The sequence below is a fragment of the Massilia sp. Mn16-1_5 genome, from assembly GCF_004798585.1.
In the GTDB taxonomy this organism is placed as follows: domain Bacteria; phylum Pseudomonadota; class Gammaproteobacteria; order Burkholderiales; family Burkholderiaceae_D; genus Telluria.
The window spans coordinates 119,646-144,541 of the sequence record NZ_PPXQ01000003.1; the positions used below are offsets into that span (position 1 = coordinate 119,646).

Below are 24,896 nucleotides of genomic sequence, written 5' to 3' on the forward strand. Positions count from 1 at the left end.
TTCCGGCGCGCGTGTTAAGCTGACCCGCTATTCACAAAGGAAATGCGCAATGAACGAACTGGTGAAGACGGGGATTCTCGGCCTCGACGAAATACTGCACGGCGGCATTCCTCGCAACAACAACCTGATCGTGGAAGGGCCGCCTGGCTCGGGCAAGACCACGCTTGGCCTGGGCTTCATCTACCATGGCGCGCTCGACTGCGACGAGCCGGGTGCCATCGTCTCCTTCGAACTCGATCCCGCCAAGCTGCTGCGCGACGCGGCGGGCTTCGACTGGAACCTGCAAGGCCTGATCGACGTGGGCAAGATCAAGATCATCCAGACCAGTCCCGCAGTGCTGCTGAGCGAATTTCGCAGCGACGACGGCGCCTTCGCCGCCTCGCTGGTGGCGATGGGTGCCAAGCGCCTGCTGATCGACGGCCTCACGCCGCTGCGCCTGTATGCGGAAGTGAACGACAAGCCCTTCCGCGAAGACGTGCATCTGCTGATCGAAGGCCTGACCCGCCTGGGTGTGACGACAATGGTCACGGCCGAGAAGGACGAGTCCTTGACCGGCGTGCTGGCGCACGAACGCTTCGTCTTCGACACCATCATTTCGCTCACTCGCGAAGAGAACCGCCGCCGTGCGCATCGCCGCCTGACGGTGATGAAGTCGCGCGGCCAGGATTTCATTGAAGGCAGCCATACCATGCGCATCGAGCCGGGTAAGGGCGTGCATGTCTACCGCCGCGCCCAGTCGCGCCCCCTCGGTTCGCTGGTCCAGCCGACCTCGGAAGAGCGCCTGTCGACCGGTTCCGCATCGATCGACGCCATGATGGACGGCGGCGTCTACAAGGGATCGGTGACCCTGGTGAGCGGCATCTCCGGCACCGGCAAGACGGTGCTGAGCGTGCAGTTCCTGACGAATGCGATCCGGGAGGGCCACAAGGCCCTGCTGGTGAGCCTGGACGAACACCCGGCGCAGTTGATGCGCAACGCCAAGTCGCTCGGCTTCGACCTGCAAGGCATGGTCGAGGCGGGCCAGCTGTTCATCCACTACGAGTCGCCGCTGGAACTGGAACTCGATGTCCACTTCGACCGCATCGTCAAGCTGGTCGAGGAGCAGGACATCGACTGCGTGGTGTTCGATTCGATCGCCGTCTACGAGATGACCAGCCGCAACGAAGTGGCCGACTACCTGTACGCGCTGGCGACCTTCTTCAAGAACCGGCTGGCGACCACGCTGTTCAACTACGAGAGCCCGGAGCTGCTGGGCGTATCCCAGATCAGCGAAGAACTCAAGGGCTCGCACCTGGTCGACAACATCATCCTGCTCAATTACGTTGAAGTGTCCACCGTCCTGCGCCGCGCGATCGCCGTACCCAAGGTGCGCGGCAGCCGCAACACGCAGGTCACGCGCGAGTACACCATCGGCGTCGGCGGCCTGCTGCTGGTCGAAGAGGACGGCAGCGACGCGTCGGGCGCCGTACCGCAGCTGCCGTTCTCCTCGTACTACGGCCTGCTGTCGCGCTCCCCGTCGCGTCAAAGTCCGCTGATCGAGGAAGCCGTCGTCACCGGCGCTCCTTTGCCTGCGTCAGCGGATCTGCCTGCCGAAAAGCCGCGGTGATAACAGTCAAGCTGCCGGCCAATGCGCCGGTCGACTGGGAGGACTGGGAGACGCCGCTGAAGCAGTTCACGGAAGCGACAGGCCTGGTGACTTCCGCTTTCGACACGGACGGCATGCGCCGCATCGGTCCGCGGACGGCGTCGCGCCTGGGAGGCCTGCTGGCAGGTTCGCGGCTGTGGGCCGAAGACGGTCCCGGCACGGCGCTCGAACGCGCCCTGGTGCGGGCGGTGTGCGCCGACGGCAAGGCCGCCTCGGACCAGTTTGGCGGCTTGCGTGTGTGTGCGCTGCCGCTGCTGCTGCGCGGCGAGGTGTATGGCGTGCTGGTGTTCGGCTGGCGCTTCGCCGATTTCAGTTCGCCGCTCGAGTGCGAACGCATCGCCAGGGAGATCGGCGTACCGGGCCACCTGTTGTGGAACGAGGTGCGCCTGGACGCCCCGGTGTCCGAAAAGCGCATGGAAACCTATTCGGCCTTGCTCGGCACGCTGTCGCGCACGCTCGACCGCCAGCGCGAAACCATCGACGACCTGACACGCGTGAACCGCACGCGCGAACTGTTCCTGGCCACCGTGTCGCACGAGATGCGCACCCCGCTGTCGGCGCTGTCGATGCGTATCGAACTGCTGCTGCGCACGGTGCCCGACCTGCCGCCGAAGGTCGCCAGCGGCCTGGAAGCGATGCGCGTGCACGTGCGCCAGGAAGCGGGCATGGTCGAAGACCTGATCGATGCCGCGCGCACCCTGACCGGGCAGATGTCGATCGCCCGCTCGCCGATCATGCTGGGACAGGTCGTGCGCGACGCCATCTCGACCGTGGAAACGGCCGCGCACGCGAAGAACATCCGCCTGCTTGTCACGCCGAGCGACTGCGGCGAGCATATCCGTCTCGAAGCGGACGGCCGCCGCCTACAGCAGGTGATCTGGAACCTGCTGTTCAATGCCGTCAAGTTCACCCCGGAGGGCGGCGTCATCCGCATCATGATCGAGCGCCTCGACGGCATGGTCGCGATCGACATCGCCGACTCCGGGCAGGGTATCGAGCCCGAGGACCTGCCACACGTGTTCGGCGCCTTCACGCTGCAGGAACACGGCAACGCCACGGGGCTCGGACTCGGGCTCTACATCGCGCGCCGGATCGTCGAGCTGCACACGGGAACGCTCAGCGTCAGCAGCGCGGGGCGCGGGCAGGGAGCGACGTTTGCGATCCGGCTGCCGGTTGCGGGCGAATAAGGGCCCGCAGCCGCCGCTTCACACCGCCAGTTGCTGCAACAGATACAACCTCTGATACAAGCCCCCCTCGATCCGCATCAGCTCCTCATGCGCCCCGGATTCCGTAATCCGCCCATGGTTCAGCACCACGATCCGATCCGCATCCCGAATCGTCGAGAGCCGGTGCGCAATCGCGATGATCGTCACATGGCCGCGCAATTCGTCCAGCGCTTCCTGCACGATCTGCTCGGTCGCGCTGTCGATGCGCGAGGTCGCTTCGTCCAATAACAGGATCCGCGGCTCGCCGGCCAGCGCGCGGGCGATCGCGATCAGCTGCTTCTGGCCCGAGGACAGGCGCGAGCCGCCTTCGCCGAGCGAGGTCTCGTAACCCTGTTCCAGCGCCGCGATGAAGTCGTGCGCATGGGCTGCACGGGCGGCGGCCTCGATGCGGTCGAGCGGCAGCCCGCGCCCCATGTCGATGTTCTCGCGCGCCGATGCGGCCAGGATGAACGGATCCTGCGGCACCAGGCCGACTTCGTTTCGGAAGCGCTCGTTGTCGATGCCGGCGATCGGTTCGCCGCAGATCTCGATGCGGCCGTTCTCGGCCGGGTAGTAGCGCAGCAGCAGGGAGAGCAGGGTCGACTTGCCGCTGCCGGTGTGGCCGACGATGCCGAAGAAGGCGCCTTGCGGGATGTCGAGGTTGATGTCGTGCAGGACGTTCTGACCCGGCACGTAAGCAAAACTCAGGTCGCGTACGCGCACGGCCGGTGCGTCGGGACGCGCTTCCAGGCGCGAGCCGGCTGCGCGATCGTGGGCGTGTTCGGCGGCGCCGGCTTCGTCGAGCAGGCTGGCCACGCGCGCGGTCGCCACCACCGCCTGCTGCAGGCCGCTGAACTGCATCGTGATCTGGATGAGCGGCTCGACCACGCGCGCGATGTAGCTGATGAAGGCATACAGGATGCCGACTTCGACGGCGCCGATGTTGCGCTGGCCGAAGCTGAAGATGACGACCGCCAGCAGGATCACGTTCAGCAAATCGAGGGCGGGACGCAGCAGGAAGGCATTCGCCTTTAGCTCGGACAGGCGCGCGTAATAGTGCTTGTCGTTGGTGGACGCGAAGCGTTCGCCGAAGCGGCCGGCGGCGTTGCTGGCCTGGAGCACGGTCATGCCGCCGATCGATTCGGCCATCTGGCCGTTGATGTCGCTGCGCAGGGCGCGCGCGCGCGTCACCGCCGGGGCGGAGAGGCGCTGGTAGAGCCAGACGATGATCAGGACTGCCGGCAGCAGGGCCAGCACGATCAGCATCAGGCGCCAGTCGAGCCAGGCCATGGCGATCATGGTGCCGACCAGGACGATGGTCGAATCGAGCAGCACGAACAGCACCTGGATGTACAGGGTCTTCACCGCTTCGGTGTCGTTGGTCACGCGGCTGACCAGTTGACCCGTGATGGCGCGATCAAAAAAGGCCATCGGCAGGCGCATCACGTGGCCATACACCCACTCCCTCAGGCGGCGCACCGAGCGCATCGCCATGCCGGACAGGCGGATCAGCTGCAGGTAGCGCAGCCAGCTCGCCGCGCAGCCGGTCACCAGCACGCCCGCCAGCAGCAGCGCCATGCGCGGCCAGTCGGCGTGGCGCGGGACCAGGTGCTCGTCGATCAGGGCTTTACCCAGGATCGGGCCGATCACTTCTAGGAAGGCCGAGAGCATCAGCCACAGCGTGGCCAGCATCAGCTGGCGCCGGTCGGGCCAGGCAGCGCGGCGTAGCAGCGAAGCGGCTTGCGTGACCTGGGCGCGGCCGGCTTTTTCGATGGTGTCAGGCTGCGTCAAGGCTGGCCTCCAGTTGTTGGTAGCGCCACTGGCTGGCATACCAGCCATCCAATGCGATGAGGGCGTCGTGGTCGCCCGATTCGACGATGCGGCCATCCTTCAGCACGACGATCAGATCGGCGTTGACGACCGCCGACAGGCGGTGGCTGGCGATGATGGCCGTCAGTTCGGGGCGCGCGGCGCGCAGCTCGGCCAGGTGCTCGAGGATACGCGTCTCGGTGCCGGTGTCGACTGCCGACAGGGCGTCGTCCAGCAGCAGCAGCGAACTTTCGGCCAGCAGCGAGCGGGCGATCGCCACGCGCTGGCGCTGGCCGCCGGAAAGCGTGATGCCCTTTTCGCCGACCGGCGTGTCGTAACCGTGCGGGAAGCGCAGGATGTCGTCGTGGATGGCCGCCATGTCGGCCGCCTGCTCGACTTCCTTGCGGCTGGCGCCGGGGCGGGCGAGGGCGATGTTCTCGGCGATGCTGGCCGAGAACAGGAAGGATTCCTGCGGCACCCAGCTGGTGGCCGCGCGCAGCGCATCGAGCTTATAGTTCTCCAAAGGGTGGCCGCCCCAGCTTACCGAACCCTGTTGCGGCGTGGCCTGGCGCAGCAGCACGCGCAGCAGGGTCGACTTGCCGGCGCCGGTCGGACCGACCAGGCCCAGCGTCATGCCGGGACGCAGCGCCACCGAGACGCCGTCGAGCGCCGGGCGCTCGGCGCCGCCGTAACTGAAGCGCACGTCGCGCAGCACCAGCGGCCCGTCCTCGATGTGGGTCAAGCTGCCTTCGTCTTCCACGGTGAGTGGCGCATCGAGCATCGGCTGCAGGCGCGCGAGACCCGCGCGGCCGCGTTCGATCAGGGACAGCACCCAGCCGGCCGCGAACATCGGCCAGATCAGCTGGCCGAGGTACATCGTGAAACTGGTGAGCGCGCCGATGGTGAGCTGGTTGTGCCAGACCAGATAGCCGCCCAATCCAAGGGTCAAGGTGCTCGCCGCGGTGAGGGTCAGGCCGACGGCCGGTTCATAGGCCGCTTCCCATTTCTGCGCACTCAGGCTGGCGTCGGCCGCCTTGCCGGCCAGTTCCGAGAACTGCTGGCTGCTGCGCGCTTCCAGGCCCAGCGCACGCACCGTGCGCACGCCGGACAGCGACTCCTGCACGTGGTCGTTCAGCGCCGAGAAACGTTTTAGCGAATCCGTTTCCGCCGTGTGGATGTGGCGCGAGATGTACCAGAAGGCCAGGCCCATGAGCGGAAAGGGCAGCAGCGCGATCAGGGCCAGGCGGTAGTCGACGCCGAGCAGCATCACGCCCAGTACCATCACCAGGGTGAGCGTACCGTCGAAGCCGGCCAGCATCGCTTCGCCGGCGGCCATCTCGATGGCGTCGATGTCGTTGGTGGCCAGCGCCATCAGGTCGCCGGTGCGCTGCTTCTGGTAGAAGGCAGGGCCCTGGTTCGACAGGCGCGCATACAGGCGCGTGCGCAGCTCGACGCCGAGGCGGTAGGCGGCCGAATACAGGCGGATGCGCCAGCTCACGCGCAGCACGTAGATCGCCACGCCGAGGGCCAGCAGCTGGAGGATGCCGACGGTGAGATCCCGGCTGGAGAGACTGTGCGCGGCCAGGCCGTCGATCATGGCGCCGACCTTGCGCGGTATCCAGACGGTGCAGATGGCGACGCCGATCAGCATCACCCCCGACGACGCATAGGCTTTCCAGTGGCGCAGCACGAAGCCGCCGACCAGGCTCGCTAAACTCATATGATTCCTTGCGTTAGCGCCCGCGCAGCACAAAAAAAGAAGGCGGGCCGAAGCCCGCCAGTTTACTGTCTTTAGGAGCGAGGCGCAGCGCGCCTCAGCTTACCGCTCAGGGCTGCTTGCGGCGCCCCTTGGTGCCGCGGATTTCCGTGACCTTGGTGGTGGCCGGGATCACGACCGGCGGCGTCGCATCGACCGGCTCGACCTTCGGCAGTTCGATCTCGACCGAGACTTCGACCGGAACGCTGGCAGCCACCGGGTGCGGCGGCGCGACCGGCACGTCCAGCACTTCGCTGGCGGCCTTGGCGATGGCGGTCGGCTCTGCTTCCGGCTCGACGTCGGAGGTGACGACCGGGATGCTCTCGGCTACGGCTTCCGGCGCCGGTGCGGCCGGCGTGATGCTGGCCACCGCCGCGTCGACGGTTTGCTGCGCCGCAGCGGCATTTGCCGTGGTGATGGCGTTCAAGGCGTCGACGCTGTAGCTGCGCAGTGGCGCGGAGCCGGCGCCGGCGGCGACGCTGAACAGTTCGCGGCCGTAGTCGAAGAAGGTGCGCAGGTTGTGCTGGGATTGCGCGCCCAGGGCGAGCAGGTCGCGCGGGTCGCGCACCTCAAGCAGCTGGCGCAGGGCCTTCGAAGATTGTTCGATGGCGGTGCGCGACGCCTCGAACTGGAGCGCGAGGACGCGGCTGGTGCGGTCAAAGGCCTGGTCGCTGAAACTGCTCATCAGCTTGAATCCATTGTCGAGCTGGGCAAGGCGGGCTGCGGAGAACTGTTCTGGAAGTGAGGTCATCGGTATTTCCTTATCGTTCGGCTTATCGTTCGGCTTGTCGTTTATGGCGCACTGCAACATAACTAGTGTAGTGCCGTTCCGGAGCGCTGCAAAGCGAAATTTGCCGTTATGTCATCAGGGTAATATTGCGTTGCAGCACCGTTACAAATTGACACGCTAAACAACATCCCAAACGAAGCGAAATCGCTACAATTGGTCGTTCTGAACAGGAGCGTCCATGGATCTTGTCATTCGCAATGCCAGCTTGCCCGACGGCCGTCGCGGGATCGACATCGGGGTGTTGGATGGGCGCATCGCCGCCGTCGAGCCTGCCCTGTCCGCACAGGGCATACGCGAAATCGATGCCGGGGGCGACCTGGTCACGCCGCCTTTTGTGGACGCCCACTTCCACATGGATTCCACGCTCAGCTACGGTTTGCCGCGCGTTAACGAATCCGGAACCTTGCTCGAAGGCATTGCGCTGTGGGGCGAACTCAAACCGCAGCTGGAGCAGGAAGCCTTGCTCGAACGAGCGTTGCATTATTGCGACTGGGCCGTCGCGCGCGGCCTGCTGGCGATCCGCACCCACGTCGACATCTGCGACGACCGCCTGCTGGCGGTGGAAGCCTTGCTCGAGGTGAAGCGCACGGTTGCGCCCTACCTCGACCTGCAGCTGGTGGCCTTTCCCCAGGATGGCCTGCTGCGCAGCCCGGGTGCCTTCGATAAGCTGAAGCGGGCGATCGCCATGGGCGTGGACGTGGTCGGCGGCATCCCCCATTTCGAACGCACCATGGCGCAGGGAGCGGAGTCGGTGCGCCTGCTGTGCGAGTTCGCGGCGGATAAGGGCCTGCGCGTGGACATGCATTGCGACGAGACCGACGATCCGCTCTCGCGCCACATCGAGACCCTCGCTTATGAAACCTGGCGCCTCGGCCTGCAAGGACGCGTCGCCGGCTCGCACTTGACCTCGATGCATTCGATGGACAACTACTATGTGAGCAAGCTGCTGCCCCTGATGAAGGAGTCGGGCGTGGCGGCGATCGCAAATCCATTAATTAACATCACCCTGCAGGGCCGCCACGACACGTATCCGAAGCGGCGCGGCATGACGCGTGTGCCGGAACTGCTTGCGGCCGGCATCGACGTCGCCTTCGGCCACGACTGCGTGATGGACCCGTGGTACGGCCTCGGTTCCGGCGACATGCTGGAAGTGGCGCATATGGGCCTGCACGTGGCGCAGATGACGGGGCAGGAGGCCATGCGCCAGTGCTTCCTGGCCGTCACCGAGACGCCGGCGCGCATCCTCGGGCTGGAAGACTACGGCATCGCGCCCGGCTGCAACGCCGACTTCGTGCTGCTCGATGCGCGTGACCCCGTGGAGGCGATCCGCCTGCGTGCGGCGCGGCGTGCCGTGGTGCGGCGCGGGGCGGTGGTGGCCGAAGCGCCCCGTGCGGCCGCGCGCCTGAATCTGCCCGGACGGCCCGGCGCGGTCGATTTCCGTATCGAACGCTGAACGCGCCGAGCCGAGTGCTAGAATCGCCAGCTTGTTTATCGATTCATCAAGTATTGAGCAGCCGTGAAAGACATCCAGATCCGTCCCGCCACCAGCGCCGATTTCGACGCCATGTGGCATATCTTCAGCGCCCACGTCAGCGCCGGCGAGACCTATCCCTTCGGTCCCGACGTCACGCGCGAAAACGCGCAGATGTACTGGTTCGGGAACGGCGTAACCAGCCGCGTCGCCACGCTCGGCGACCGCGTGCTGGGCATGTACCGCGTGGTGCCGAACCAGCTTGGACGTGGAGGCCACGTCGCCAACGCCTCCTACATGGTCAGCCCGGCGGCGCAGGGTGTCGGCGTGGGCCGCCTGCTCGGGGAGCACAGCCTCGAGGAAGCGCGCAGCCAGGGATACCTGGCGATGCAGTTCAACTACGTGGTCAGCACGAATACGGCGGCCGTCATGCTGTGGAAGAAGCTCGGCTTTTCCATCGTCGGCACGCTGCCGAAGGCGTTCCGCCACAGGCGCCTGGGCTTCGTCGATGCCTATGTCATGTATCAACTCTTGCAGGATCCCGACCACTGGCCGACCACTGACGAGTAAGACCGGTATTTCCGTCAGGCTGCGGTGCAGCGTGGCGTTCTGTGCAATGGTAGGATGAGATTGTCAATTCGATCATCCTTGAGAGCAGCCTTACGTCCATGTACTCCGCCGAACCCGGTCCGAACGCAGCCTTCTACGTCGTCATGAACGCCGGCTCCGGCCATTCCGAAACCGAACTGCGCAAGTCGACCATCCGTGACGTGCTGCAGGAAGCCGGCCGCACCTGCCATCTCGAAGTCGTCGACGATCCTTCCAAATTGGGCGAGATCGCACGCCACATGGCAAGGCAGGCGAAGGAAAACGAAGGCGTCGTGGTCGCAGCCGGCGGCGACGGCACCATCAACACCGTGGCGCACGAGGCGGTGCGGCAGGGCTGCCTGTTCGGCGTGCTGCCGCAGGGGACCTTCAATTATTTCGGCCGCACCCATGGCATTCCCGAAGACCTGGCCGACGCCGTGCGCGCGCTGCTCGACGCGCGCGTCACGCCGGTCCAGATCGGGATGGTCAACGACCGCATCTTCCTCGTCAACGCCAGCGTCGGCCTGTACCCGCAGCTGCTGGAAGCGCGCGAGCAGGACAAGCGCCAGTACGGGCGCAGCCGCTTCGTCGCGATTTTCTCGGCCCTGAAAACGGCGCTGGGACGCTACCGCCCCTTGCGCATTACGCTCGACACCGAGGGCATCACGCGCAAGCTGCGCACGCCGACGCTATTCGTCGGCAACAATCGGCTGCAGATGGAGCAGGTGGGCATGGAACCGCTCACCGACGCCGTCGAGGACGGCGAACTGGCGGCCATCGCCCCGCGCTCGGTCGGCAAGCTCGCCATGCTCGGCCTGATGCTGCGCGGCGCACTGGGCCGCCTGGGCGAGGCCGAGAACGTGATCGCCTTTTCTTTCAAGCGCCTGACGGTGAAGCATGCGCGCCTGTCGCCGCGCAAACGCATCAAGGTCGCCACCGACGGCGAAGTCACGCACATGGACATGCCGCTCGAGTTCCGGGTGGTCGAGGGCCGGCTGAAACTGTTGAAGCCCTCCGCGTCGCCGGCCGCGGAGTAGCGCAGCTGAGTTCTTTCTCCCGCCGGGTGCGCTATGATCGAGCGTCCATCCAGGAGAACACCATGACGTCGTCGCGTGAACGCAAACCATTGCGGGTGCTGGTCGCCCCCGATTCCTTCAAGGGCAGCCTGCCGGCGAGCAGCGTGGCCGCCAGTATCGCCGCCGGCGTGCGCGGCGCCATCCCGGACGCGCTGGTGACCGAAGCGCCGATGGCCGATGGCGGCGAGGGTTCCGCCAGCGCCATCGCACAGGGTCTGGGCGGGAGCTGGCAGCAGGTCGCCGTGCAGGACGCCAACGGCCGCAGGATCGAGATGCCCTTCGCCGCCTGCACCAGCCCCGCGCTCGGCAGCTTCGCCGTCCTCGACGTCGCCGAGATCGTCGGCCTGCCGGCCGCCGTCGCGCCGCCAGGTGCGCGCAGCACGCGCGGCGTGGGGCAGGCGATCCGCGCGATCCACGAACGGGGCTTTCGCACCATCGCGCTCGGCCTGGGCGGCTCGTCCACCAACGATGCCGGGGCCGGCCTGCTGGCCGAACTGGCTTTTATTTGCCGCGATGCGGCCGGCCGCGAGCTCGATCCGGTCTTCGACAATCTGATGCAGGTGGATTCGGTGGAAAGAAGGCCGGGCAGCGAATGGCTGGCTGAACTCGCGCTGATCGGCCTGACCGACGTGACCAGTCCCTTGAACGGCCCTGAAGGCGGGAGCATGATCTTCGGCCGCCAGAAAGGTTTCGGGGATCTCGCCCAGGCCGATGGCGTGCTGGCGCACTTCGCCGCCTGCTGCACGCGGCTGCTGGGCGAGGATCGTAGCCGCGCTGCAGGTGCCGGCGCCGCCGGCGGACTGGGCTTCGCCGTGACGGTACTCGGCGGCAGCCTGCGGCCCGGCGCGCAATTCGTGCTCGAGGCGCACCGCCTGGTGCCGGGCGCAATCGACTACGACTGGGTCATCACGGGCGAAGGGCGCTCGGACGCGCAGACCCTGCTCGGCAAAGGCCCGGCCATGGTGGCGCGCCTGGCGCGCGACAGCGGCATCCCGGTGACGCTGCTCTCGGGCGCGGTCGAATTCGATCCGGCACTGGAAGCGGCCTTCGATGGCTGCCTGTCGATCCAGCCCGGGCCGGTGAGCCTGGAGTATGCGATGCAGAATGCCGGGACCTTGCTGCAGCAGACGGCCAGGCAGGTCGCCGCGCTCTTCATGAAGGCCCGCGGCTGAGCGGGTTTACTCCGTTCGCTGAACACGCACGCCGTAGAGGTCGAAGCGATTCGACGGACCTGTCGTGCCGCCCGTGCCGGTGAAGCTGGCATTGCTCTCCAGGTAGCTCATGTTATAAAAATCGCTCAGGCGCAGGCGGTAGGCGCCTGGCTGCAGGGAGGCGGTGAGCGGCGTCGACAGGGGCGCCGTGCCGCCCGGCTTCGTGTGCGGCAGCTGGACCACGCCTTGCGCCACCGCGCGTCCTGCTGCGTCTTCCAGTGTCATCCACTTCACGCCGCCGCTGATGCCGAGGTTGATCTGGTTCGCCTCGTTCCGGTAGCGCAGCTGGAACGCATACCTGCCCGCCTGCCCGATGCGCAGCTCGCGCACTTCCAGCCGGTCTTGCGGCGCGCCCCAGCCGATCAAGCGTGGCGTGCCGGTGCCGCTTGGCTTGAGGTTCGAGGAAACGCGCGCATCAAGCACGCCGATCTCCGTTGCCGGATCGAGGCAACGCGGCACGCTGTGGTGGCTGCGGTTGCCGCTGGCGCTGAACTGCGCTTCGATGGCATAGCAGGCGTAGGGATGCGCTTCGCGGTCGCGCCATTCGCCGGCCTTGATGTTGGTGGCTACCTGCTTGCCGTCGCGGTAGATGTGGTACACGGCGCCTTCGTCCTTGCCGGCGAAGCGCAGGCGTGCATGGCCCCCTGCATCGCGTTCGAGGGACGCGATGACCGGCTCGCGCGGTCCGAAGACGCTTGGTGCTTCGACGTAGGGATCGGCGCTCACGCGGCGGATCCCGTTGTCGCCCTTGACCGCGGCGCCAAGCGCGATCTCGATCACGTCGCCGTCGCGCAAAGTCGTCCACGGGATGACGGCGCCGCTCGGGGCGCCGTTGAGCAGCACCTTGTCGATCTTGTGATAGCCCTGTTCCTGGCTGGCGGCCGGCAGCAGCAGGCGCACGCTGACACGCGCACCGCGCAGGCGCAGGTGATGCAGTGTGGCCTGGCTGGTGCCGGCAAAGGTGTCGCGGCGCAGCTTCGTGGTTACGAAGGGCTGCAGGCGGATGCCCTCGTCCGTCGCCGTCACGCCGAACACGTTCTCGGTCACCATGCCGAGATAGGCGCCGACCGACCACAACTGGCGCCGCGAATTGATGACGGGGCCGATCAAATGCGGATGCTTCTCGTCGAGCAGCAGCGGCTGGCCGCTCAGCCACTCGAGGTTTTCCATGTTCGACACGTTCAGCGCGGCGCCGCGCACCAGCGAATCGTAGGCGGCGTCGGCGACGGCCGCGTTGCCGCTCATCGCGGCGGCCTTCAGGCCATAGCCGGTCACGAAAGGCCAGATCGCGCGGTTGTGGTACACGGGGACGCCCGGCTGCTGCGGCCAGATCACGGGCGGGCCCATCGGGCCGTGCGGATAGCGCGCCAGGATGCTGCGGGCTTGGCTTCCGTCGGCGATGCCGGTCAGGATGGCGAGCGACTGTCCCAGCCAGTCGAACTTGTGCAGCGGCGCGTCGTCGAAGTGGGCGGCGGTGAGGCTGCTGTACATGCCGGCATCGGGCAGCCAGAGGCGGGCGTTGATTGCCGCTTTCAGCTGCGCGGCCCAGGCGTCGTAACGGGTGGCGCGCGCATTGTCTCCGGCCTCCCGGGCCAGGCGCGCCGTCAGTTTTAAGGCCTGGTAGTGCGCGGCGTTGGTCGAGACCGATTTGCTGCCGGCCATCGAGGCCAGGTCGTCCACGATCCAGCCGGCGTAGCTCTGGTCGCGCCAGTCGAGGAAGGATTGTTCGCCCGTGTACAGGCCATCGCGTGGGTCGAAGGCGGCGATGCGGTCGTTCTCGATCGTGTTCGTCAGGGCCACCAGGGCGCGTGCGGCAAAGGCGGCGCGCTCGGTTGGCGCCAGCATGCGCAGGGTTTCCTCGGCCGCGAAGGCCCAGCTGACGCGGTCGGTGCTGACCGGCCAGCTGCCGCCGCTGCCCGTGTCCTGCACGATCTGCAGGCCGTCCGGCGTGCCGGCCACCTGCGGCGCCTTCGGCAAGCCCGTACGGAATCCGGCCAGCTTGAAGTCGAGCGAGTTGCGCACCCGCTGCGGATCGAGCAGGGCCAGGCCGAGGTCGGCCGCGTAGGACAGGTCGCGCGTCCACACGTAATGCCATTTTTCGCCGGTCTCGAAGCAGTCGCAGGGGATCGCCGCGCCCGCGTTGTAATTGCCGTCGCGGATCTCGCTCACCGCATCCTGGCGCATCTCGCTGGTGGCCAGCGCGAACAGGGCGTCGAAGGCCAGGTTCCCGCTGCGCAGGTAAGGCAGGGCCGCGCTCTCGGGATAGGTCGCGTGCTGCGGCACCGGGTCGCGCAGGGGCATTGTCGTCGAGTGGGTATAGCTGCGCAGCTGGGCTTCCGGATCGACGATCGAGAAGCGTGCGGTTTCCTGCTTGCCGTCCCAGGTGGCGAAGGCCAGCGTGGCGACGCGCGCGCGGCCGGCATGCGGATCCACCGCTGGGCCGCTCTTGCGTGCCGCCAGGCGCGTGACGCGCAGGACCGGCGCGCCGGGCTGCTTCACGTCCAGCGTGAAGCGGTAGGTGGCGGTGCTGCGCACGAAGAGGGTCGCTTCCGGTCCGGCACTGGTCGCCAGGCGCTGCGGCTGCCCTGGTTTGACGGCGACGCTGGCGCTCAGGCTTGGTACCCACTCGCGGCTCCAGTCGCGCGTGCCGATCTTGAAGCCGTGGTTCCCCGGCGGGACCAGGATGTCGGCCTGGTAGACGCCCTGTCCCTGGTACTGGAGGGCGTTCTCCGTGCCCCAGGCGTTGAAGCCGCCGCGGATATAAAAGGATTCGCGCAGCGGGCCGGGATCGGCGGCGACCGCGCTGCTGGCGGCGAGGAGGGCGGGCAGCAGCCAGCGGGACGGATGCATGGGAAGCCTTAATTTAACGGTATTCGTGTCGTTCGATGATGCCGCGCAGCGTGTCCTGCCCGCGCAGCATCGGGAAGTCCTCGGGACGATACACGCGCGGCCGGACGAAGCGCAGCGTGCCGATGATGCCGGCGTAGGAAGGACGCGCCTCCCGCACCGCCAGCTTGCGGCCGTCCAGCGTAGCGCGGCGCGTGCTGAGCGCCAGCGTCACCGCCTTGCCGGGCGCCAGCGTGAACACCGTCTGCGAGCGGCTTTTATCCTTGTTCAGCCAAGCCATGCGCAGCGTGCGCGGTTGCGTGCCGCGCAGGGTGAAGGTCCAGCGCTCTTCACCTTTCGCACGTTTGAAATCGACGGCGAGCTGTTCGCCCGCGCCGAAGGGCAGCAGGGCGCCGAAGCGCGACCACCCGGCGGGAATGGCCGGCTCGAAGGCGAGCGTGTCCTGCGGCAGGTCGGGCCGGAAGCCGACGTAATCCTGGTATCCGTTGCGCGCATACTCGGCCACGCTCCAGGACTGGGCGAAGGTGCCGCTCGGTTTCAGGCGTCCATCTTCGTGGGGCAGGGCGTCGAGGTTCTCGCTCATGCTGCCGAGTGTTCCGTCGATGCCCAGGCCAAGGATTTGCTTGCCGAGGTTTTGCGTCAGCTGCCAGCTCAGATCCTGGTAGCCGAAGCGGTTCAGGGCCGTCACCGTGAAGCCGGCGTTCCAGCCCCAGATGGTGCCGTTGTGGTAGGCGGCGTCCTTGTGGTGAAAGGCCGGGTTCTCGTGGCGCGGGTGGAAGGTAGGATCGTCCTGGCTGAGCGAAGCGATGCCGTAGGGGTAGAGCAGCGTCGATACGGCATTCTTCGTGACGCGTGCCTGCACCGCGCCGGGGAGGAAATCGTCGAAGGGAATGGTCGCCAGCATCAGCTGGTTCGGCCGGACCTTGATATCGCGGCTGCCGTCCGCGCGCAGGCGGTCGGCCATGATGCTGCCGTCCCAGAACAGGCGCAGGAAGCTGGCGCGCGCCTTGCCGGCCAGGGCGCGCCACTCGGCGGCGCGCTGCATGTCGCCGGCCTGTTCGGCCAGCCAGGCGCCGGTGTCCAGGGCCGTGTACCAGAGCGCCTGGATGTCGTTGGCGCGCGGACCGCGGTCGGACCAGGGCTGGTGGGTCGGATTCTCGACGCGCGCGTCCATCCAGGTGTCGGATGCCGCATGCTCCAGCAGGCCGTCGGCATCGGCGTAATTCGCGATCGCGCCCTCGAAGTAGGGCACAGCGAGCTTGTACATCTCGCGTGCAAAAGCCCGGTCGCCCGTGTAGCGGATGTATTCATAGGCTTCGCGCAGCATCCAGGGCGTGCCGTCGACCGTGTTGTAGATGATCTCGTCGGGCGAGACCCGGTTCGGGATGCGGCCGTAATCCTTGTCGCGGGGTGTCTTGAGGTTCTGGAAGCGCGCGAAGTTGGCCAGCACGGCGCGCGCATCGGCGAACTGGCCCGAGACCAGCAGGGTGCCGGGCAGGGCGATGAAGGTGTCGCGGCCCCAGTTCTCGCGGAACCAGGGCAGGCCGGCCCAGATGCCGGCGCCGTATTCCTCGACCACGAACAGCTTCGATGCCGCCTTGGCCCAGTTCAGCGCCTTGTTGTATTCTAGGTCGCTGGTGGCGAGGTAGCTCGTTGTCAGCGCTGTGTAGGTGGCGCGGCGCTCATCGCCAATCGGATCGCCCGCCACCAGGGTGCGTGCGCGCTGCGTCGCCTCGCCAGCCGTCGTGCCGAAGGCCGCGACCACGGTCAGGGTCTTGGTGGGAGTGTCCGCACGCAGCATGCCGTCCTCCACCGTGAAGGGGCGGTCGGCGGCCAGGGCCATGAACTGGGTAGCGCCCTTGCCTGGGGCGACCAGCAGCACGTCCCGGTCCTGACTGATCACGCCGGCCGTCTTCAGCAGCGGCTGGATGGCCAGCAGCGCCGGCTGCGGGTGCGTCACGCGCAGCGCGAGCGCATGCTTTTTCGAGAGCAGTACCAGTTCCTCGACGCTGCCGTTGGCATAAGCGACGCGGTGCCCGAAGGGCAGCACCTGTTCGCGCCCCAGGTCGCGTTCGTTGCGCACGCCGCCGACGTAGCTCATATAGTTGCGGAAGACCGTCCCGCTCTTGAACACGTAGCCGGCCCCGCGCTCATAGTCGTGCGTAAACCCTTCGAAGTAGCCGGCCAGGTTGTCGCCGGCCACGAAGCGGGCCTGCTGGCCGGGCGCGGCCTCGATCGCCATCGCGTCGAAAAAGGCGTCGACGCCCGGCTTCTCGACGGCCGCCGCCGATGCCAGGGCCAAGGAGAGGGAGAGTGCAAGCAGGCAGCGGCGCATCATGCCCCCGGCAGTTCGATCACCAGCGTCGCCTTCGGAGAAAGGCGCAGTTCGCGGGTCAGGTCGATGGCGCGGCCGCTCAGGATGTCGGTGCCGGCAGTTGTCCCTTTCAGGATCTCCTGGAAGCGGGCGGTGGGCAGGACCATCTCTTTGGCGTTGTCGTTCATGGCGATCATGATGCGTTTGTTTTCGTTATAGCGGAAGTAGACCCAGGTATTGTTTTCGGGGCCGAAGTGCATGAGTTTGCCGCTGTGGATGGCGGGTTCGCCCTTGCGCCAGGTGGCGAGCTTGCGCACCAGTTCCTGGGCCGCGCGCTGGCGGGCAGCGAGGCCCTTGCCCTGGAAGGCGTCGACCTTGTCGCCGGCCCAGCCGCCCGGGAAGTCGCGCCGGTAGCTGGCGTCGTCGCGGCCCTTGACGGTGCTGGTCATGAGGATCTCGTCGCCCGTGTAGAACTGGGGGATGCGCGGCATCGTCATCAGGAACACGAGGTTCATGCGATAGCGGTCGAAGTCTTCGCCCACGGCGCTGTACATGCGCGCCATGTCGTGGTTGCTGCCGAAGAGGACGAGTTTTTCCGGTTCCGGGTACAGGTAGTCGAGCGCGAGCGTCTGGTAGACCTCGTTGAAACCCTTGTCGGGGTCGGAAAGGGCGCTGCGCATGCTGTCCACCAGCGGGAAGTCCATCAGGCTCGGGAGCGAGGAGGTGTAGCCGTCGAAGTTGACCTTGCCGCGCTGCCAGCGCGCCACGGTCGGCACCTGCGTGCTCCACTCCTCGCCGACCATGTTCAGGTTCGGGTACTCGTCCATGATGTGGCGCGTGTAGCGCGTCAGGAAGGCGCCGTCGGAATAGCCGTAGGTATCGATGCGCAGTCCCGACAGGCCGGCGTACTCGATCCACCAGATGTTGTTCTGGATGAGGTAATTCGCCACCAGCGGATTGGTCTGGTTCAGGTCGGGCATCGAAGGGCCGAACCAGCCGGCCGTGAAGTTGATACTGTCGGCCCGGGAAGCATACTTGCCCTGCACGGCGACGCGGTGGTGCGCGGTCGGCACGTAGCGGCCGAAGTTGACCCAGTCCGGCGTCGGCAGGTCCTTCATCCACCAATGATTCTTCCCGATGTGCGACAGCACCACGTCCTGGATCAGGCCGATGCCGCGCCGCTTCGCTTCGTTCGACAAGCGCACGAAATCCTCGTTGCTGCCGTAGCGCGGATCGATCCGGTAGTGATCGGTGGCCGCGTAGCCGTGATAGGAATAGCCCGGCATGTCGTTCTCGACCAGCGGCGTGGGCCACAATTGGGTGAAACCGAGCTGCGCGATGTAGTCGAGGTGCTTGACGATGCCCGCGATGTCGCCGCCGTGGCGTCCGCCCGGGTGGCTGCGGTCGGCCTTTTCCAGCATGCCGGGCACGCTGTCGTTGCTTGGGTCGCCGTTGGCGAAGCGGTCCGGCATGAGCTGGTAGATGGCATCGGCATTGCCGAAGCCCTGGCGCAGGCGCGAGCCGGGCGCACGGGCACGCAGCTCATATGGATAGCGCACGCCGGTGCCCTCACCCCCGAACACGATGTCGAAACGGCCGGGCTGCGCGTTGGGCGCGATCTCGAGGTCGACGAACAGGTAATTGGGGTTGGCGACACGCGTGCTGGAGGCGATGCGTACGCCGGGATAGTCGATCGCCGGCGCCAGCTTGCCGATGCCGGCGCCGTGCACCATCAGCTGCACACCGCTGTGCTGCATGCCGGTCCACCAGAAGGGCGGATCCAGGTGCTCGATGGCGGGCGCGGCCATGGCTGGGTCGAGCAGGGCGGCAGCAAGGAAAAGTGTTGCAAAAGAGCGTCGCATGGCGGGACTCGGCTAAAAAAGGATGGGGCGCAGGGCTGCGGACTAAAAACTAGTAGTTTGCCTACACGCTAAACAGGCTAATACACAGCTTGTCACTCTATCACGCGCAAGGAAGCTGTGACATCTTCAGCAATAAGGATTCATTAATTTTTCTAGTTTAGGTACATACACAAACAGAGGAATGGCACCGGTCAGGACTGGTCGGCAAAGGGCGCGCTGCTGGCCGAATCGCGGTGCACTTACCGCCGAAATAAATGACATCGATACCATTCGGAAATTTGCACCAAAAAGGTGCATTTCCGCACCCAATTGGTGAAAAGCAAGCAAGATGTAGTACGACTACACGTCCATACGATGGCCCTTGTAGCTCCAATACAACGCAAGGGCGTGTCATTCTATATAAGAGCGCAGGAATTGCCGGCAGAACGTAGTGCAAATGAACTCCCGTTGACAGTGCATCTAGTTTTAGTACAGAATTCTTGCCAGAACGTCTAAAAAGACGTTGATTCTGGATCCCGTGCCGTAGCAGTCTGTCTTTCGGGAAATTAAATGTTCGATCTGAGGGGACACATGAATAACTCCGCAAACAAGCGCGCCGCTGGTACGGGCCTTGTCTTTAACCTGAGCCCGGTCGCTGTCGGCTGCGCCATCTTCGTGTCGGCAATCGCCGGCAACGCCGCCGCACAGACCACTACCGAGCAAGCCGAACCGGGCGTCGCGACCGTCAAGGTCACCGGTATCCGCCGTGGTATCGAAGACGCGATCTCGGTCAAGAAGGATTCGACCTCGATTGTCGAAGCCATTTCCGCAGAAGACATCGGCAAACTGCCTGACGTCAGCATCGCCGAATCGATCGCGCGCCTACCAGGCCTGGCGGCCCAGCGCGTCGGCGGCCGTGCCCAGGTCATCAGCGTGCGCGGCCTGTCCCCCGACTTCTCGACCACGCTGCTCAACGGCCGCGAGCAGGTCAGTACCGGCGACAACCGCAGCGTCGAATTCGACCAGTATCCATCCGAGCTGCTGAGCGGCGTCACCATTTACAAAACCCCTGACGCGGCACTGATCGGCCAGGGCCTGTCGGGCACGGTCGACATGCAGACCGTGCGTCCGCTGTCCTTTGCCGGCCGTACCGTGGCCATGAACGCGCGCGCCGAAAAGAACTCGCTGGGTTCGATCTCGAACGCGAAATCGACCGGCAACCGCTTCAGCATCAGCTACATCGACCAGTTCCTGAACCGCACCCTGGGTGTGGCGATCGGCTTCGCCCACCTCGACTCGCCGGTACTGTCCAATGAGACCGGCCTGTACGAACCATGGAAAATCCAAGGCATTCCAGGCGTGCCTGCGAACACCTACATCACCGAGGGCATCAAGGCAGTCGGCCGTAGCGGCGACAACAAGCGCGACGGTATCATGGGTGTGCTGCAATACCGTCCATCGAAAGAGTGGACCAGCACCCTGGATGTCTACGCCTCGAAGTTCCAGCGTGAAGAAACCGCGAACCAGATCGAAATCAATCTCGGCGGCTACAACGGCAACTATACGCCTACCGTGCAGTTCAACCCGGTCACCACCGCCAACGGCGTCCTGACCGGCGGCACCATCAACAACGTGTACCCGCTGGTGCGCGGCATGTACAACGACCGCGAAGACAAGATCCGCGCGGCCGGCTGGAACAACCTGGTCAAGCTCGGTACCGTCACCCTGAACGCCGACCTGAGCATCTCGAAGGCCGAGCGTAAAGAGCTGAACCTGGAAAACAACACCCAGTTCACCAATGCCGCTGGCGATCCGTTCCTGGACAGTGTCGCACTGTCCTTCGCCGGTGGCGCCTTCCCGACCATTCGCGCCAACCGTGACTACAGCAATCCGGCCAACCTGTATGTGCGCGGCACGATCTACGGTTCCGGCTACGGCAAGGTTCCGAGCGTCGAAGACGAACTGAAGTCGGCCAAGCTGGCCGCCAACATCCCGCTGCCGGATTCGATGGCCACCTTCTTCTCGAGCGTGGACGTCGGTATCAATTACTCCGACCGCAGCAAGAAGAAGCGCCAGCCGGAAGGCGACATCACCCTGAAGGGTGCTGCCTTCACGGTGCCGGCTGACCTGCAGTACGCACCGGTCGACCTGGGCTTCGCCGGCGCCGGCCTCATCCCGTCATGGAACGTGCCGGGCGTTGTCGCCTACGGCATGGTGTTCCAGCCGAGCGACACGAAAGATTACCTCATCGCCAAAGCATGGGATGTGAACGAGAAGATCACGACCTCCTTCGTCAAGGCCAACATCGAGCATGAAGTCGGCTCGGTGAGCCTGCGCGGTAACATCGGTGTGCAAGTCCAGCGCACCGACCAGTCGTCGCAAGCGAACTACTGGGACGGCACCGCACCAGTCGGCAGCCAGGTGAAGCCAGTCGACGACGGTAAGACCTATACCGACGTGCTCCCGAGCTTGAACCTGGCGCTGCTGTTCCCTGGCGATCAGACCTTGCGCTTCGCCGCAGCCAAGCAGGTAGCGCGTCCGCGCGTCGACCAGCTGCGTTCGGCACTGGACTTCGGCGTCGACAAGACCAACTTCAAGCCGGGCGGTAGCGGCGGCAATGCGCAGCTCGATCCGTGGCGCGCGAATGCCTTCGACATCTCTTACGAGAAGTACTTCGGCAAGAAGGCTTACCTGGCCGCTGCGGCATTCCACAAGAAGCTGACGAGCTACATTTACACCCAGACCAACGACTCGTACGACTTCGCGAAGTTCGTGCCGGGTACGATCGCCACGACCCCGATCGGTAACTACACTGCGCCCTACAACGGCCAGGGTGGTACGCTGAAGGGCCTGGAGCTGTCGGGTTCGATGCCGCTGAACCTGGCAAGCCCGATGTTCGACGGCTTCGGCGTCAGCGCCAGCGCGACCTTCAGCGACAGCACCATCTCGATCAAGGATCCGGGTGGCAGCATCGGCGAAGATATCCCGCTGCCAGGTCTGTCCAAGCGCGTGACCAACCTGACCGTGTACTACGAGAAGAATGGCTTTGAGACTCGCGTCAGCCAGCGCCGCCGCTCCGACTTCGTCGGCGAGATCGGCAACTTCAACGGCAACCGCAGCCTGCGCTACGTGGTCGGCGAAAACGTGGTCGACTTCCAGATCGGCTACAACTTCGAGACCGGCAGCCTGAAGGGCCTGGGTCTGTTGCTGCAGGTGAACAACATCACCAACGCGGCATACGAGACCTATGCGGCCCGCCGCGACCAGCCGCTCGAGTACCAGAAGTACGGCCGCACCGTCCTGCTGGGCGCGAATTACAAGTTCTAAGCCACACCGCGTTTTTACCCTGGAAACCCCGTCGCACCAGCGGCGGGGTTTTTTCTTTCTGGCTCATCCATTCAGGGCCGCCTGTCCCGTTTGCCGGGGATTGCGCACGTAGCCCGCCCCAAGCGAGTAAACTAGCGCTTTAGTTTTGTCTTTCGAAAGTCATCCATGTCCGACACCCCCATCCCATCGTTTGCCGACCTGAATATCCCTGCGCCCATCCTCAGGGCGCTGAAGGACGTCGGTTACGAAACGCCGTCGCCGATCCAGGCCGCCACCATTCCCCTGTTGATGGAAGGCCGCGACGTGCTGGGACAGGCGCAGACGGGCACCGGCAAGACCGCCGCCTTCGCGCTGCCGGTCCTGTCGCGCATTGACACCAAGCAGGTCGCGCCGCAAGCCCTGGTGCTGGCGCCGACGCGCGAACTGGCGATCCAGGTGGCGGAAGCCTTCCAGAGCTATGCCGCGCACATGAAGAATTTCCACGTGCTGCCGATCTACGGCGGCCAGGCCTACGGCCCGCAGCTGTCGGCACTGCGCCGCGGCGTGCAGATCATCGTCGGCACCCCGGGCCGCGTGATCGACCATATCGAAAAGGGCTCGCTCGACCTGTCGCAGCTGAAGACGCTGGTGCTGGACGAAGCCGACGAGATGCTGCGCATGGGCTTCATCGACGACGTCGAGCAGATCCTGCAGCAGATCCCTGAAGAGCGCCAAATTGCGCTGTTCTCGGCCACCATGCCGCCGGCCATTAAACGCATCGCCAAGACCTATCTGCGCGACCCGAGCGAAGTCACGGTCGCGGCGAAAACCGGCACCGCCGACAACATCACCCAGCGCTACTGGCTGGTGGCCGGCATGCAGAAGCTGGACGCGCTGACGCGTATCCTGGAAGCCGAGCCTTTCGACGGCATGATCATCTTCGCGCGTACCAAGCTCGGTACCGAAGAACTGGCGACCAAGCTGCAGGCGCGCGGCTTCGCGGCGACCGCCATCAACGGCGACATGGCGCAGCAGCAGCGCGAGCGCACCATCGAGCAGCTCAAGAACGGCAAGATCGACATCCTGGTCGCCACCGACGTCGCCGCGCGCGGCCTGGACGTCGAGCGCATCAGCCACGTGATCAACTACGACGTGCCGTCCGACCCGGAAAGCTACACCCACCGCATCGGCCGCACCGGCCGCGCGGGCCGCAGCGGCGACGCCATCCTCTTCATCACCCCGCGCGAACGCGGTCTGCTGAAGGCGATCGAGCGCGCTACCCGTCAACCGGTCGCGCCGCTGACGCTGCCGACCGTGAAGGCCGTGAACGACGTGCGCATCGCCCGGTTCAAGGAACAGATCGCGCAGACCCTGGCCGGCGGCGGCCTCGAGCAGTTCCGCAACCTGATCGAGGAATTCGAGCGTGAAGCCAATGTGCCGGCGGTCGACATCGCCGCCGCGCTGGCAAAACTGAGCCGCGGCGACGTGCCGCTGCTGCTGGAAAAGCCGGACCGCGAACCAAAGGCGTCGACCTGGGACGAGCGTCCGGCGCGCGCCGACTTCGTCGAGCGTCCGCCGCGCTCCCCGCGCGACGACGGCGGCTGGGACGACCGTCCGCCGCGCCCGGCCCGCGAGCCGGGCTTCAAGAAGGAGCGCGTGATGCGCGCGCCGGAAGAGGGCATGGCCACCTTCCGCATCGAAGTCGGCCACATCAACGGCGTCAAGCCGGGCAACATCGTCGGCGCGATCGCCAACGAAGCGAACATCGATTCGAAGCTGATCGGCCGCATCGAGATCTACGACGACTTCAGTACGCTGGATTTACCGGCCGACCTGCCGCCGGACCTGATCGACCACCTGAAAACGGTGTGGGTGGCGGGCCAGCAGCTGCAGATCACGCGCGATGGCGAGACGCCGCCGCCGAAGAAGACGGGGCCGAAGAAGTCGTTCGGTGCGGAGCGCCGCTTCAACGAGAAGCCGGGGTTTAAAAAGGCGCCGCGTAAGGGCTGATCTTTCGCGAAAGGTGAGTCGCGTAGGGTGGGCACTCTGTGCCCACGCGGTCTCACCGGTTGAGCCGTGGCACCATCATTATTGTGTTTCCGGTGGCCCGGCGATGTTTCGATATGCACGGGCCGCATCCGCGTGGGCACGAGTGCCCACCCTAGGGTGCGCGGCCGTCTCGATTAACGCGAGACCTTCTGGTCCGCAAACATCCACAGCAGCGCCTCGCGCAACTCGCCGCTCCAGAACGCCTCGTTGTGCTGCTGCTCCGGCACGATCTTCAAGACCGTGTTCTTCGCCGGATGCCCGCTCTTTTTCACTACCTGCGCCATGCGCTGCACGTCCGGCACCATCGAGTCGCCTTCCTTTTCTCCCATCAGCAGGTAGACACGTGCATCCTTGGGCAGCGGGTGCCGGGCCATGAAGTCGAAGGAAGGCGTGGCCGTCCAGTAGGCCGGCGAAAACACGCCGGCCTTGCTGAACACCTGCGGGTACTGCGCGATCGCATAGTGCGAGGCCAGGCCGCCCATCGAGCTGCCCATGATGGCCGTGTGCGCGCGGTCGGGCAAGGTGCGGTACTTGGCGTCAATCGCGGGTTTCAGGGTGTTGACGATGAAGTCCGTGTACTGCTTGCCCTCGGCTTGCCCGAAGCGCGCGTTGTCCCAGGCGTTCAGTTCCGTGATGCGCTTGTCGCCGCCGTTGTCGATGCCGACCACGATCAGTTCCAGCTTGCCCTCTTTTGACAGTGCGTCCAGCGTCTCGTCGACCTTCCACTCGCCGGCAAAGGCGGTGGCGTCGTCGAACAGGTTCTGGGCGTCGTGCATGTAGAGCACCGGATAGCGCTTGCCGGAGGTGGCGTAGTTCGGCGGCAGGTAAAGGCGGATCTGGCGCTTGCGGTGCAACGCCGGGATCTCGACCAGCTCGGGCAGCAGGCTGACGCCGGGCAGGGCGGTCGACGCTTTGGAAGGCGCAGGCGTATCGGCAGCTGACGCGAGCGAGGCGGCCAGCAGGAGGGGAAGGAAGCAGAATCGCATGA

At 65.7% G+C, this 24,896-nt stretch carries 15 protein-coding genes; 8 read left to right on the plus strand and 7 right to left on the minus strand.

The features are described from left to right. Positions 1 to 49: 49 nt before the first annotated feature. Entirely contained in the window at positions 50 to 1,606 is a 1,557-nt protein-coding gene (locus C2862_RS04375) for an ATPase domain-containing protein (protein WP_168710002.1), read from the plus strand. Continuing rightward, positions 1,603 to 2,832 carry a sensor histidine kinase KdpD gene (locus C2862_RS04380; RefSeq protein WP_136218891.1) on the plus strand — a complete coding sequence of 410 codons (1,230 nt, stop codon included), beginning with the start codon at positions 1,603 to 1,605 and terminating at the stop codon, positions 2,830 to 2,832. The genes C2862_RS04375 and C2862_RS04380 overlap by 4 nt, the downstream gene beginning before the upstream one ends. 18 nt (positions 2,833 to 2,850) lie before the next feature. Here the strand turns inward: C2862_RS04380 and C2862_RS04385 are convergent, their stop codons facing one another. The 3 genes from C2862_RS04385 to C2862_RS04395 form a co-directional block, all read right to left on the minus strand. Further along, positions 2,851 to 4,641 (minus strand): ABC transporter ATP-binding protein, encoded by a 1,791-nt coding sequence (locus C2862_RS04385; RefSeq protein ID WP_267873517.1) that lies wholly within the window; start codon positions 4,639 to 4,641, stop codon positions 2,851 to 2,853. Then, complete coding sequence (locus C2862_RS04390; RefSeq protein WP_136218893.1) at positions 4,628 to 6,379, minus strand: ABC transporter ATP-binding protein; 1,752 nt, start codon at positions 6,377 to 6,379, stop codon at positions 4,628 to 4,630. The genes C2862_RS04385 and C2862_RS04390 overlap by 14 nt, the downstream gene beginning before the upstream one ends. A gap of 106 nt (positions 6,380 to 6,485) precedes the next feature. Continuing rightward, positions 6,486 to 7,166: a phasin family protein gene (locus tag C2862_RS04395; protein ID WP_168710003.1), complete on the minus strand. Its 681-nt coding sequence runs from the start codon at positions 7,164 to 7,166 to the stop codon at positions 6,486 to 6,488. Between the two features lie 217 nt (positions 7,167 to 7,383). On the opposite strand from C2862_RS04395, the gene C2862_RS04400 reads away from it, so the two are divergent. From C2862_RS04400 to C2862_RS04415, 4 genes are all read left to right on the plus strand, one after another. Then, complete coding sequence (locus C2862_RS04400) at positions 7,384 to 8,658, plus strand: amidohydrolase family protein (protein ID WP_136218895.1); 1,275 nt, start codon at positions 7,384 to 7,386, stop codon at positions 8,656 to 8,658. A gap of 63 nt (positions 8,659 to 8,721) precedes the next feature. Beyond that, complete coding sequence (locus C2862_RS04405) at positions 8,722 to 9,246, plus strand: GNAT family N-acetyltransferase (protein ID WP_136218896.1); 525 nt, start codon at positions 8,722 to 8,724, stop codon at positions 9,244 to 9,246. 98 nt (positions 9,247 to 9,344) lie between these two features. Next, positions 9,345 to 10,301, plus strand: a complete 957-nt coding sequence (locus C2862_RS04410; RefSeq protein WP_136218897.1) for a diacylglycerol kinase family protein — start codon at positions 9,345 to 9,347, stop codon at positions 10,299 to 10,301. A gap of 62 nt (positions 10,302 to 10,363) precedes the next feature. Beyond that, a complete protein-coding gene (locus C2862_RS04415) occupies positions 10,364 to 11,512 on the plus strand; it encodes a glycerate kinase (protein ID WP_136218898.1) in 1,149 nt (382 codons plus the stop codon). A gap of 6 nt (positions 11,513 to 11,518) precedes the next feature. On the opposite strand, the gene C2862_RS04420 is transcribed toward C2862_RS04415, so the two are convergent. From C2862_RS04420 to C2862_RS04430, 3 genes are read right to left on the minus strand one after another with little or no spacing between them, the layout of a single operon-like run. Beyond that, a complete protein-coding gene (locus C2862_RS04420) occupies positions 11,519 to 14,401 on the minus strand; it encodes an esterase (RefSeq protein WP_136218899.1) in 2,883 nt (960 codons plus the stop codon). Positions 14,402 to 14,414: 13 nt separating this feature from the next. After that, on the minus strand, positions 14,415 to 16,736 hold the full coding sequence (locus C2862_RS04425) for an amylo-alpha-1,6-glucosidase (protein WP_136218900.1): 2,322 nt from the start codon (positions 16,734 to 16,736) through the stop codon (positions 14,415 to 14,417). Further along, positions 16,733 to 18,574: a glycoside hydrolase family 13 protein gene (locus C2862_RS04430; RefSeq protein WP_136218901.1), complete on the minus strand. Its 1,842-nt coding sequence runs from the start codon at positions 18,572 to 18,574 to the stop codon at positions 16,733 to 16,735. Before C2862_RS04430 ends, C2862_RS04425 begins: the two co-directional genes overlap by 4 nt. 570 nt (positions 18,575 to 19,144) lie before the next feature. On the opposite strand from C2862_RS04430, the gene C2862_RS04435 reads away from it, so the two are divergent. Together C2862_RS04435 and C2862_RS04440 are read left to right on the plus strand one after the other, a co-directional pair. Continuing rightward, positions 19,145 to 21,880 (plus strand): TonB-dependent receptor, encoded by a 2,736-nt coding sequence (locus C2862_RS04435; protein ID WP_136218902.1) that lies wholly within the window; start codon positions 19,145 to 19,147, stop codon positions 21,878 to 21,880. Positions 21,881 to 22,045: 165 nt separating this feature from the next. Further along, entirely contained in the window at positions 22,046 to 23,869 is a 1,824-nt protein-coding gene (locus C2862_RS04440; protein ID WP_136218903.1) for a DEAD/DEAH box helicase, read from the plus strand. A gap of 173 nt (positions 23,870 to 24,042) precedes the next feature. Here C2862_RS04440 and C2862_RS04445 read toward each other — a convergent pair whose 3' ends face one another. Continuing rightward, positions 24,043 to 24,894 (minus strand): alpha/beta hydrolase, encoded by an 852-nt coding sequence (locus tag C2862_RS04445; protein WP_136218904.1) that lies wholly within the window; start codon positions 24,892 to 24,894, stop codon positions 24,043 to 24,045. Positions 24,895 to 24,896 lie beyond the last annotated feature (2 nt).

What these genes read in the sequence shown, in the direction of transcription:
- C2862_RS04425 (WP_136218900.1), bottom strand. Translation starts at nt 16,736, where the DNA reads ATGATGCGCCGCTGCCTGCTTGCACTCTCCCTCTCCTTGGCCCTGGCA.
- C2862_RS04395 (WP_168710003.1), bottom strand. Translation starts at nt 7,166, where the DNA reads ATGACCTCACTTCCAGAACAGTTCTCCGCAGCCCGCCTTGCCCAGCTC.
- C2862_RS04410 (WP_136218897.1), top strand. Translation starts at nt 9,345, where the DNA reads ATGTACTCCGCCGAACCCGGTCCGAACGCAGCCTTCTACGTCGTCATG.
- C2862_RS04390 (WP_136218893.1), bottom strand. Translation starts at nt 6,379, where the DNA reads ATGAGTTTAGCGAGCCTGGTCGGCGGCTTCGTGCTGCGCCACTGGAAA.
- C2862_RS04415 (WP_136218898.1), top strand. Translation starts at nt 10,364, where the DNA reads ATGACGTCGTCGCGTGAACGCAAACCATTGCGGGTGCTGGTCGCCCCC.
- C2862_RS04420 (WP_136218899.1), bottom strand. Translation starts at nt 14,401, where the DNA reads ATGCATCCGTCCCGCTGGCTGCTGCCCGCCCTCCTCGCCGCCAGCAGC.
- C2862_RS04435 (WP_136218902.1), top strand. Translation starts at nt 19,145, where the DNA reads ATGAATAACTCCGCAAACAAGCGCGCCGCTGGTACGGGCCTTGTCTTT.
- C2862_RS04445 (WP_136218904.1), bottom strand. Translation starts at nt 24,894, where the DNA reads ATGCGATTCTGCTTCCTTCCCCTCCTGCTGGCCGCCTCGCTCGCGTCA.
- C2862_RS04430 (WP_136218901.1), bottom strand. Translation starts at nt 18,574, where the DNA reads ATGCGACGCTCTTTTGCAACACTTTTCCTTGCTGCCGCCCTGCTCGAC.
- C2862_RS04400 (WP_136218895.1), top strand. Translation starts at nt 7,384, where the DNA reads ATGGATCTTGTCATTCGCAATGCCAGCTTGCCCGACGGCCGTCGCGGG.
- C2862_RS04375 (WP_168710002.1), top strand. Translation starts at nt 50, where the DNA reads ATGAACGAACTGGTGAAGACGGGGATTCTCGGCCTCGACGAAATACTG.
- C2862_RS04440 (WP_136218903.1), top strand. Translation starts at nt 22,046, where the DNA reads ATGTCCGACACCCCCATCCCATCGTTTGCCGACCTGAATATCCCTGCG.